Origin of the sequence: Streptomyces sp. NPDC059080, from assembly GCF_042739975.1 — a bacterium.
GTDB classification, from domain to species: Bacteria; Actinomycetota; Actinomycetes; order Streptomycetales; family Streptomycetaceae; genus Streptomyces; species Streptomyces benahoarensis.
The window spans coordinates 71,120-81,151 of the sequence record NZ_JBHYGX010000018.1; the positions used below are offsets into that span (position 1 = coordinate 71,120).

The 10,032-nt window shown below is 71.5% G+C and carries 9 protein-coding genes and 2 tRNA genes; 5 read left to right on the forward strand and 6 right to left on the reverse strand.

All coding sequences use genetic code 11. The features are described 5' to 3' along the window. Positions 1-161: 161 nt before the first annotated feature. Positions 162-238 (reverse strand) — tRNA-Pro (locus ACFWWQ_RS16665). A gap of 137 nt (positions 239-375) precedes the next feature. Here ACFWWQ_RS16665 and ACFWWQ_RS16670 point away from each other — a divergent pair. Beyond that, positions 376-446: transfer RNA gene (locus tag ACFWWQ_RS16670), tRNA-Gly, on the forward strand. A gap of 142 nt (positions 447-588) precedes the next feature. Beyond that, positions 589-975 carry an arsenate reductase family protein gene (locus tag ACFWWQ_RS16675; protein ID WP_384596660.1) on the forward strand — a complete coding sequence of 129 codons (387 nt, stop codon included), beginning with the start codon at positions 589-591 and terminating at the stop codon, positions 973-975. A 93-nt stretch (positions 976-1,068) separates the two neighbouring features. On the opposite strand, the gene ACFWWQ_RS16680 is transcribed toward ACFWWQ_RS16675, so the two are convergent. Continuing rightward, complete coding sequence (locus tag ACFWWQ_RS16680; RefSeq protein ID WP_143940896.1) at positions 1,069-1,263, reverse strand: hypothetical protein; 195 nt, start codon at positions 1,261-1,263, stop codon at positions 1,069-1,071. A gap of 701 nt (positions 1,264-1,964) precedes the next feature. Between ACFWWQ_RS16680 and ACFWWQ_RS16685 the strand changes: the two genes are divergently transcribed. Further along, positions 1,965-3,164 (forward strand): acyltransferase family protein, encoded by a 1,200-nt coding sequence (locus tag ACFWWQ_RS16685; protein ID WP_384596663.1) that lies wholly within the window; start codon positions 1,965-1,967, stop codon positions 3,162-3,164. On the opposite strand, the gene ACFWWQ_RS16690 is transcribed toward ACFWWQ_RS16685, so the two are convergent. Next, on the reverse strand, positions 3,145-4,290 hold the full coding sequence (locus ACFWWQ_RS16690) for a SpoIIE family protein phosphatase (RefSeq protein WP_384596665.1): 1,146 nt from the start codon (positions 4,288-4,290) through the stop codon (positions 3,145-3,147). The two genes, ACFWWQ_RS16685 and ACFWWQ_RS16690, sit on opposite strands and share 20 nt — an antisense overlap. 126 nt (positions 4,291-4,416) lie before the next feature. Between ACFWWQ_RS16690 and ACFWWQ_RS16695 the strand changes: the two genes are divergently transcribed. Continuing rightward, positions 4,417-5,646, forward strand: coding sequence for a GNAT family N-acetyltransferase (locus ACFWWQ_RS16695; RefSeq protein ID WP_384596667.1), 1,230 nt, complete (start codon positions 4,417-4,419; stop codon positions 5,644-5,646). Positions 5,647-5,790: 144 nt separating this feature from the next. Here the strand turns inward: ACFWWQ_RS16695 and ACFWWQ_RS16700 are convergent, their stop codons facing one another. Both ACFWWQ_RS16700 and ACFWWQ_RS16705 read right to left on the reverse strand, forming a co-directional pair. Continuing rightward, positions 5,791-6,651: an Fpg/Nei family DNA glycosylase gene (locus ACFWWQ_RS16700; protein ID WP_384596670.1), complete on the reverse strand. Its 861-nt coding sequence runs from the start codon at positions 6,649-6,651 to the stop codon at positions 5,791-5,793. A 74-nt stretch (positions 6,652-6,725) separates the two neighbouring features. Beyond that, positions 6,726-7,211, reverse strand: coding sequence for a ribose-5-phosphate isomerase (locus ACFWWQ_RS16705; RefSeq protein WP_384596672.1), 486 nt, complete (start codon positions 7,209-7,211; stop codon positions 6,726-6,728). 190 nt (positions 7,212-7,401) lie between these two features. On the opposite strand from ACFWWQ_RS16705, the gene ACFWWQ_RS16710 reads away from it, so the two are divergent. Next, a complete protein-coding gene (locus tag ACFWWQ_RS16710) occupies positions 7,402-8,850 on the forward strand; it encodes an amino acid permease (protein WP_384596674.1) in 1,449 nt (482 codons plus the stop codon). A gap of 141 nt (positions 8,851-8,991) precedes the next feature. Here ACFWWQ_RS16710 and ACFWWQ_RS16715 read toward each other — a convergent pair whose 3' ends face one another. Beyond that, positions 8,992-9,588 (reverse strand): biotin transporter BioY, encoded by a 597-nt coding sequence (locus tag ACFWWQ_RS16715; protein ID WP_384596676.1) that lies wholly within the window; start codon positions 9,586-9,588, stop codon positions 8,992-8,994. Positions 9,589-10,032 lie beyond the last annotated feature (444 nt).

Below are 10,032 nucleotides of genomic sequence, written 5' to 3' on the forward strand. Positions count from 1 at the left end.
CGACTGGTGGTGGCCCCCGACTTTGCCCCGCCGCGGGCGGGGGGGGGGGCGCGGGCGGGGGGGGGGGCCTTGGTGTACCGGCATCGGCTTATCGGTTGGGGGTGGCCGGGCGGGCCGCGTCCCGGGGAACTGGTCCACCGGGACGCACGCCGTAGTACTGCTGGTCGGGGTGGCCGGATTCGAACCGACGACCTTCCGCTCCCAAAGCGGACGCGCTACCAAGCTGCGCCACACCCCGTCGGTGCGACACGTAGGGTACATGGCCGATGGCGCTGCGGCTGCCGGATGTCCAGGCGTGGACAACCGGTGTGCGAGGGAGGGACCCGACCCGCTACAGTGCACTGCGTGCCTGGGTCGCGACGACCTGTGGCGCATGCGGGCGTAGCTCAATGGTAGAGCCCCAGTCTTCCAAACTGGCTACGCGGGTTCGATTCCCGTCGCCCGCTCAGAGAGTGAAGAGGCCCCGGACCGGCTGGTCCGGGGCCTCTTTTTCGTACGCGGGCGGGCGCACGGGGTGTGGTGGCGAGCGTGCGTGCCAGGCGTCGCGGGGCGGGCGGGAGTTTGACGGCACGCCCTAGGGTGATCGGCATGGAGATCTGGATCAATCCCGCGTGTTCCAAGTGCCGTTCGGCGGTCGGCCTGCTCGACGAGGAGGGGGCGCAGTACACCGTGCGCCGCTACCTGGAGGAGCCGCCGACGGCGGACGAGCTGCGGGCCGTACTGGAGCGCCTGGGGCTGGAGCCGTGGGACATCACACGGACGCAGGAGGCCGAGGCGAAGGAGCTGGGGGTGGCGTCCTGGGAGCGGTCGGATGCCGGGCGGGAGCGGTGGATCGAGGCGCTGGCCGCACATCCCCGGCTGATCCAGCGGCCGATCATCACCGCGGACGACGGCACGGCGGTCGTCGGGCGCAGCGAGGAGGCGGTGCGGTCGGCGCTGGCGCGGGGTGCGCAGGGCGGTCCGGCCGGGAGCTGACACGGGTCCGGGGCCGGGCCGCGGGTGCGGTCCCGCCCCGGGGCCGGCGGGCGGTGCCGCGCGGTGTGCCGCCGGACGGCGGCGGGGCGGCGCTCAGAAGGTGATGTGGTTGATCGTGTCCGCGAGGGAGTTGAAGAACCGGTTTATGGACGGGGCCATGCCGCTGGACGCGAGGAAGAACCCGAAAAGAATGGCGACGATCGCCGGGCCTGGCTTGATCGTCTTGCCGCGGATCAGCACGATCAGCACGATTCCCAACAGCAGCACCACTGACAGCGACAGAGCCACAACTGATCACACCCTCGGTCGGAAGCCTCACCGGCCGGGAAGTGTGCAGCCGCGCACACCCCCGCAGACACCCATCGTGCCACCAAGTCACTTCCCACCGCATACGGGTGATGAACCATCGGCCAACGCTTTGCCTGCTTCATACCGTTGAGGGGTGAAGGGGACGAACGTCACGCTCGCACGGTGGGCGGGGGGACGTTTCGGCAAGGGGCCAGGAAGCGGGCGCGGAGGCGGCCGGGCGGGGCACCGTACGGTGCGGGCGGCACGGAGGAAAACGGTGCGCGCCGCGTGAACGTCAATTCGGCCTGATCATTTCGTTGCACCTGGCCGGTAAGTGACGTTCACCACTTGGGTATTCGACCGGCGGCGCCGGCGCATTCGCCGCGCGGGCGCCGGAGCGCATTTCCCGATGTGGCGCCCCTCACGTTCGGCGCGGTGACGCGCGGCCGGGGAGTGTGACATTCCCTCCGACGACCCCGCCGTACCTTATCGACCGTTTCATGGGGGTGAAATGCCACAAAACTGCGCCGTGATCGGGGAGTTCACCGGCGAATGAGGCATTCGTACGCGATATTGCGGAGCGCACCGCAGAAATGGATCACGCGGGGGCCGGCGCCGGTATACGGCGCTTACCTGGGGGAATGGCGAATTACCTGACGGCGGTTTTACGCATTCGACGGATCGCCACTAGGGTGCCTCAGATGTTTCCGCCTGCGCCGACCTCGCGACGTGCCCTCCCCGAGGCCCGGGAGGGGGCGGATGCGGACCCGGCGCCACCCTCCGGCGGACCGGCGGAGCGCCCCGGTTCCGGGGTGGCGGCGCCCGCACGGGGCCGGGACGCGTTCTTCGACAATGCGAAGTACCTCGCCATCGTGCTGGTGGCGATGGGGCACTCCTGGGAGCCGCTGACCGACGGCAGCCGCGCCGCCGAGGCGCTGTACATGACGGTGTACGCCTTCCACATGCCGGCGTTCATCATCATCTCCGGCTACTTCTCGCGCAGTTTCGACATGCGCAAGGACCGGCTCCAGCGGTTGATCACCGGCGTCGCCGTCCCGTACGTCCTCTTCGAGGTCGCGTACACCTTCTTCGCGCGGTGGGCGAACGACGATCCCAAGATGCCGATCAGCCTGCTCGATCCGTGGTTCCTGACGTGGTTCCTGGTCGCGCTGTTCATCTGGCGGCTGACGACGCCGCTGTGGAAGATCGTCCGCTGGCCGGTTCCGCTGGCGCTCGCCATCGCCGTCGTGGCCTCCGTCTCCCCGGGGATCGGTGACGACCTCGACCTCCCACGCGTGCTGCAGTTCCTGCCGTTCTTCGTGCTGGGGCTGAATCTGAAGCCGGAGCACTTCGCGTGGGTGCGGCGGCGGGCGGTGCGGATCGCGGCGGTCCCGGTCTTCGTGACGGCGGTGACCGTGGCGTACTGGGCGGCGCCCCGGATGACGTCGGCGTGGTTCTACCACCGCGACAGCGCGCAGGAGCTGGGCGCCACCTGGTGGGCCGGGGCGATGATGAGCCTGGCGCTCTTCGGGTGCTCGCTGGTGCTGACGGCGTGCTTCTACTCCTGGGTGCCGACCCGGCGGACGTGGTTCACGGTGCTGGGCGCGGGCACGCTCTACGGCTATCTGCTGCACGGCTTCCTCGCCAAGGGCTCCCGTTTCTGGGGCTGGTTCGACGATGACGCCTGGCTGCACACGCCGCTCGGGGAGATCGCGGTCACGGTGATCGCCGGTGTGGTGGTGACGGCGCTGTGCACCCCGCCGGTGCGTAAGGTCTTCCGGTTCGCGATGGAGCCGACGATGGCGTGGGCGTTCCGCAAGGACCCGGAGGACGCCCGTCGGGCGGTCGCGGGGCGGAAGGCGGCGCCCGAGCCCGTCGGCGCTACGCGTCCCGGCAGATGAGGAGCAGCGCCCGGTCGTCGTTGACGTCCTTGGCCACCGCCTCGATCAGATGCCAGGCGGCGCCCGCGAAGCCGCCCGCGACATAGCGGTCGGCCTCGCCGGTCAGCCGGTCCATGCCCTCGGCGATGTCGCGGTCCGAGGACTCGACCAGACCATCGGTGAACATCATCAGCACATCGCCGGGGCGCAGCCGGCCCTTCACCGGGTCGAACTGCGCCCCGTCGTAGACCCCGAGCAGCGGGCCCTCGCCGGACTTCTCCTCCCAGCGGCCGGTCCCGGCGCAGAGCTGGAGCGCCGGGAGGTGGCCCGCGGAGAGCAGTTCGTAGTCGCCGGACTCCAGGTCGAGGACCAGGTGGATGGAGGTGGCGAAGCCCTCGTCCCAGTCCTGGCGCAGCAGATAGCCGTTGGCCGCGGGCAGAAAGCTGTTCGGCGGCAGGGAGCCGAGGAGGCCGCCGAAGGCGCCGGAGAGCAGCAGCGAGCGGGAGGCCGCGTCCATGCCCTTGCCGGAGACGTCGGTGAGGACGACCTCCAGGATGTTGCCGCCCTGGGTGCGGGAGGCGACGACGAAGTCCCCGGAGAAGGACTGCCCGCCCGCCGGGCGCAGCGCCATCTCGTGGTGCCAGCCCTCCGGCAGCCGGGGCAGTTCGCTCTGTACCCGGATGCGTTCGCGCAGGTCGAAGAGCATGGTGCTGCCGCGTCGCCAGGGCACGCCGACCCGGCTGCGGAACTGCGCGATCAGCAGGCCGATCAGCCCGACGGCGGCGACGATCAGGACCGTGCCGGGCGTGATGCGCTCCGGTCCCTCGTCGTACGGACCGAAGAGCGCCGCCTCCACGATCAGGGCGGTCGCGGAAGCGGCGTAGAGGGCGAGGAGGTTGGCTGGGCGCAACAGGAGGCCGCCGGCGATCACCGGAAGGACCAACGCGGTCGGTCCGAACCACTCCGTATGCCACAGCGTGCCGCCCGCGGTGAGCACCACCGAAATCAGCAGCGCGGCGAGCGCGGGTCCGTCGGAGCCGTCGCCACGGAAGTAGTCGACCCCCGCCTTGCGCACGCGGACGCGGGCCCGGTGCAGCGCTTTGTGCAGCCGGGCCGTCAGGGGTTCCGATCTCGGGCGGCGTGTCATGTCACGGGGACTTTATCCACCCGTTCGGCGGCACGTCGATTCGCCGGACGCCGCCCGGTGTGATTGCCGGGAATCCCGTTCGAAATGCGGTCGCGCTGCCGGAGTACCTCCTGGTACAGGTGGCGTATGACGACAGAGTTGCGGGTGTTGCAGCCGGATGAGGGAGACGCCTGGTACGGGAAGCTGGAGCGGGCGTTCGGCGAGGAGGAATCCGCCGAGGAACGGGCCATGTGGCGGGAGCTGATGGAGCCCGGACGCTCCCTCGCGGCCTGGGACGACGACGAGATCGTCGGGACGGCGGGCGCGTTCTCCTTCGGGCTGACGGTGCCGGGCGGGGCGTCCGTGCCGGCGGCCGGGGTGACGATGGTGAGCGTGCAGCCGACGCACCGCCGCCGCGGGGTGCTGCGGGCGATGATGCGGCGGCAGCTGGACGACGTACGGGAGCGGGGCGAGCCGCTGGCGATGCTGACGGCATCCGAGCCCGTGATCTACGGGCGGTTCGGGTACGGCGCGGCGACGCAGGAGATGCGGATCAAGGTCGACACCACCCGGGTGGCGGAACCGGACCTGCCCGGTTCCGACGACGTACGGCTGCGGCTGAAGGAGCCGGCCGAGGCGCTGGCGGCGTGCGAGGCGGTCTACGCGCGGACGGTCGCGGGGCGCGCCGGGATGCTGGTACGGCCGCCGGGCTGGGATCGGATGATGATCCTCGACCCGGAGGACGACCGCGACGACGACGAGGGGCCACTGCAGTGCGTGGTGGCCGAGGCCGACGGTGAGGTGCGCGGCTACGCGCGCTACTCCGTGGTGACCGACTGGGCCGATGCGGGGCCGCAGGGCACGGTCCGGGTGTGGGATCTGTGCGCGACCGATCCGGTGGTGGGCGCCGCGCTGTGGCGCTATCTGTTCGGCATCGACCTGACGACCTACGTGACGGCGCGGAATCTGCCGGTGGACGATCCGCTGCTGCACCTCGTCGCGGACATGCGGCGGTGCCTGATCGGGCTCCACGAGGCGGCGTTCGTACGGCCGGTGGAGCTGGGCGCGGCGCTGGCGGCGCGGACGTACCAGCGGCCGGTGGACACGGTGCTGGAGGTGGCCGACCCGTTCTGCCCGTGGAACGAGGGCCGCTGGCGGCTGTCCGGCGACGGCACCGGCGCGACCTGCGAGCGGACCACCGACCCGGCCGAGCTGGCGCTGTCCGTGCGGGAGCTGAGCTCGGCGTATCTGGGTGGCTTCACGCTGTCGGCGCTGGCCGGGGCCGGGCGGGTGCGGGAGCTGCGGCCGGGCGCGCTGACGGCGGCGTCGGTGGCGTTCGGCGCGGACGTCGCGCCGTGGCTGCCGCACGAGTTCTGAGCGTGGCGGCGGGCGGCTGACGGCGGCCTCCGGGCGGGCGTCGGCGGGTGCCGCCGGGCGCGGGCTGGGGCGGTCCAGGGCACGCGGGTCGGAGGTAGCCGGGCCCACGGGCCGAGGCACGCCCCGGGGCGCCGGACGCCCCGCTCAGCCCCCGTTCGCGGGCTGGCAGCGCGGGCACCAGAAGAGATTGCGGGCCGCCAGGCCGGCGGTGCGGATCTCGGTGGCGCACAGGTGGCAGGGCTGGTGGGCGCGGCGGTAGACGTACACCTCGCCGCCGTGGTCGTCGACGCGCGGCGGGCGGCCCATCGCCTCCGGCAGGTGCTCCGGCCGGACGGTGTCGATCCGGTTGTGGCGGACGCCCTCGCGCATCAGGGCGACGAGGTCGGCCCAGATCGCGTCCCAGTCGTCGCGGGCGAGGGCCCGGCCGGGGAGGTACGGGTCGATGCCGCGGCGGAAGAGGACCTCGGCGCGGTAGACGTTGCCGACGCCCGCGACGATCTTCTGGTCGAGGAGGAGCGCGGCGACGGTGGTGCGGCTGCGGGAGATACGGCGCCAGGCCCGCTCGCCGTCGTCCTCGGGGCGTAGCGGATCGGGGCCGAGACGGTCGTGTACCGCCTGCTTCTCGGCGTCGGTGATCAGCGCGCAGACGGTGGGTCCGCGCAGGTCGGCGTAGTGCTCGCCGGTGGCGAGGCGGAGCCGGACGGTGTCGGTGGCGGGCGCAGCGCGTCGCCCCTGGACCGGAGCTTGCCGGACGTCCTCGGAGGAGGGGACGGTGCCGAAGCCGAGCTTGCCGAAGAGGCCGAGGTGGATGTGGATCCATCCGGCGGGCCCGAAGCCGAGGAAGAGGTGCTTGCCGTGGGCCTCGGCGCGCTCCAGGACCCGGCCGTCGACGAGCGCCGCACCGGCGGCGAACCGGCCCTGCGGGCTGCTCGCGCGGACCGTCTCGCCCGCGAAGCGCTCGCGATGGTCGAGGGCGAGGCGGTGGATGGTGTGCCCCTCGGGCATGCGATGCGTCCTTAGGTGGGCGCGCCCGCTCCCCCGGCGACCGGGGAAGCGGGCGGCATCGGGCTCGCGGGCGGTCAGCCCTGGGGGTGGTGGGCCGGGATCGGGGGGAGTTCGCCGGTGGTCTCGTACGCCGAGAGCATCTCGATGCGGCGGGTGTGACGCTCCTCGCCGGAGTACGGGGTGGCGAGGAAGATCTCGACGAACTTGGTCGCCTCCTCAAGGGTATGCATCCGGCCACCGACGGAAATCACGTTTGCGTCGTTGTGCTCGCGGCCGAGCTTCGCGGTCTCCTCGCTCCAGGCCAGTGCGGCCCGGACGCCCTTGACCTTGTTGGCGGCGATCTGCTCACCGTTGCCGGAGCCGCCGATCACGATGCCGAGCGCGTCTGCGTCGGCGGCCGTGCGCTCAGCTGCACGGAGGCAGAACGGCGGGTAGTCGTCCTGGGCGTCGTAGAGGTGGGGACCGCAGTCGACGGGCTCGTGGCCGTGGGCCTTGAGCCAGTCGACGAGGTGGTTCTTGAGGTCGAAACCGGCATGGTCGGAGCCGAGATACACGCGCATGGCATGAGTGTGGCATGCGGAATGTGGCTCTGTGGCGCCGGGTCTTCGTACATATGGCGGGGAGGTTTCAGCCACTCTTCATACAGCTGAACAGGAACGACAACGATCCGGAGTCGGATCTTCCTAAGCGGCCGGTGCCGACTGTCTAATGCGGGGACTCGAAACCGAGAACCACTGAAGGACGGTGCATATGGGCACGCACCCGCCTACCACGGACGGGCTTCAGGCAGGACTCAAGAACCGGCATCTGTCGATGATCGCCATCGGTGGCGTCATCGGTGCCGGACTGTTCGTCGGGTCCGGAGCCGGTATCAAGGCCGCCGGGCCGGGCATTCTCCTCTCCTACGCACTGACCGGACTTCTGGTCGTGCTCGTCATGCGGATGCTGGGTGAGATGGCCGCGGCCTCCCCCACGTCCGGTTCGTTCTCCGCGTACGCGGACCGTGCGCTCGGCCGCTGGGCCGGGTTCACCATCGGCTGGCTGTACTGGTTCTTCTGGTCGGTCGTGCTGGCCGTCGAGGCGACCGCGGCCGCCTCGATCCTCACCAACTGGGTCCCCGCCGTCCCGCAGTGGGCGTGGGCGCTGTTGGTCATGATCGTACTGACCGGTACCAACCTGATCTCCGTCAGCTCGTTCGGCGAGTTCGAGTTCTGGTTCGCCGGGATCAAGGTCGTCGCCATCGTCGTCTTCATCGTCATCGGCGCGCTGGCGATCTTCGGTCTGCCCCCGGGCGACCACGCGGTGGGGATGTCGAACCTCACCGGACACGGCGGCTTCCTGCCGAACGGCCCCGGGGCGATCCTCTCCGGCATGCTGCTGGTGGTCTTCTCCTTCATGGGCAGCGAGATCGTCACCCTGGCGGCCAGCGAGTCGCCGAACCCGGTGAAGGCCGTGCGCCAGGCCGTCAACAGCGTCATCTGGCGGATCGCGCTCTTCTACCTCGGCTCGATCGCGGTCATCGTGACGCTGCTGCCGTGGAACGACCCGAAGCTGGACGCGAGCCCGTACGTGGCCGTGCTGGAGTCGCTGAACATCCCGTACGCGGGCACCGTGATGGACGTCGTGGTGCTGACGGCGGTGCTGTCCTGTCTCAACTCGGGTCTGTACACCGCGTCCCGGATGGCCTTCTCGCTGGGTGAGCGCGGCGACGCGCCGAAGGCGTTCGCGAAGGTCAACAAGGGCGGCGTCCCGGCCGTGGCGATCTGGGCGTCGGTCGCCTTCGGCTTCGTCGCGACGATCTTCAGCTACACCTCGCCGGAAACCATCTTCCAGTTCCTGCTGAACTCCTCGGGCGCCGTCGCGCTCTTCGTATGGCTGGTCATCTGCTTCTCGCAGCTGCGGATGCGCAAGATCATCGAGAGGGAGATGCCGGAGCGGCTGACGGTCCGGATGTGGCTGTACCCGTGGCTGACGTACGCGACGATCGCGCTGATCCTCTTCGTCGTGGGCTACATGTTCTACGACCCGGAAGGCCGCAAGCAGATGGTCCTGTCCGTCGTCGCTGCCGTGGTGGTCCTCGCCATCGGCCTGATCCTGGACCGGCGCCGTCCCCGCGAGGCCGCCGCCTCTGTTCCGGCGCAGGCCGTTCCCGCCGAGGCGCCCGAGGCCGCCCCCGCGGAGGCCGCGGACCGCGCGTAGCCGCCGGGCACGTACGGCACGGAGGTACGGATACGGGGAACGGGCCGGGCCCCGCAGTCACCAACTGGGTGAGTGCGGGGCCCGGCCCGTTCCGTGGTTCCGGGCCCGGCGCGTGGCATGCGCCGGGCTGCCCGTGGTCCGTCAGTCGCGGCGTCCGGCCAGCTTCCAGGCGGTGGGCAGGGCGCCCATCGCCAGGGCCGCCTTGAGGGCGTCGCCGATGAGGAACGGCATCATTCCGGCGGCGAGCGCCTGGCCGAAGGACATGCCGGTGCTCAGCGCGAGGTAGGGGACGCCGACGGCGTAGATCACCGCGAGACCGGCAGCCATCGTCCCGGCGGTGCGCAGCGCGCCCCGGTCTCCGCCGCGGCGGGCCAGCGCGCCGACGACGACGGAGGCCAGCAGCATGCCCAGGACATAGCCGAAGGTGGCGCCGCCGGGACCGGACTTGCCCTCGGCGAACCACGGCACGCCCGCCATGCCGACCGCCGCGTACAGCGCGAGGGAGGCGAGGCCGCGGCGGGCGCCGAGCGCGGTGCCCACCAGCAGCGCGGCGAAGGTCTGGCCGGTCACCGGCACCGGGGAGCCGGGGATCGGCAGAGCTATCTGGGCGGCGACGCCGGTCAGGACGGCGCCCCCGGCGACCAGCGCGGCGTCACGGACGCGGGCGCGGGTGGCGGTGGCGGCGGGCAGCAGATCGGCGAGGACCGCACCGGGACGGGTGAGAGCGACAGTGCTCATCAGGACTCCGCGAAGGTCAGAGGGATACGGACAGGTCGGACCCGATGGACGTTAGTCGAGCGGGGCCACCGCGATCATCGTGTGGCGGCGACAAAGCGGCGCCGGACGGCTTGGAGAGTTCCGAACAACCCCTACCCGTGCCGGGCGTAGCCGTCCCCTGAGCCTTTTCGCAGGTCACGTGATGCTCGTCACCCAGCGGGCGAGCGTTTTGCGGTGGTCGCCGGGGCGGGGAAACTGTGAAGGACCACAGGCCGCGCCGTCCGCGGGGCCCCGCACCGCGCGAGAGTACGAGCCATGCACGACGCACCGCCCTCCTCCGGGAAACCGCCGCTCGGAGAGGGGGGCGGGGGGGGGGGGGCGCGCGCCCCGGGGGGGGGGGGCCGGGGGCGGGGGGGTGGGGGTGGGGGGGGGGGGGTGTGGGGCGGGGGGTGGGTTGGGGGTGGG